Genomic DNA, 254 nt, shown 5'->3' on the forward strand with positions numbered 1-254 from the left:
GCTGACTGTAGCAGAACACTTCTACCGATTCCGGCGGTGCAGCATCCTGATGCATTTTGCCCAGGATAGTTTTCAGCGCTTCAAGCACCGCCTGTTCACCGCTGAAATGCAGCGTACGCACTTCATTCCATGAGTTGCGATAGAGCAGGTCAATACTGCCGACCATGCATTGCTGATTCTGCCCGAAACTGAAAACATCCAGCTTACGGAAATCAAACTGCACCACCTGATTGCGGAAAGCTGCGGTCGGATCG

At 52.0% G+C, this 254-nt stretch carries 1 protein-coding gene; it reads right to left on the reverse strand.

Annotated features, from left to right (window positions below):
- Positions 1 to 254 (reverse strand): class I adenylate cyclase (locus tag ACR9ZK_RS22665; protein ID WP_481344178.1); only part of this gene is annotated, 254 nt, incomplete at both ends.

This window comes from Monashia sp. HAY1-5C (assembly GCF_056755255.1).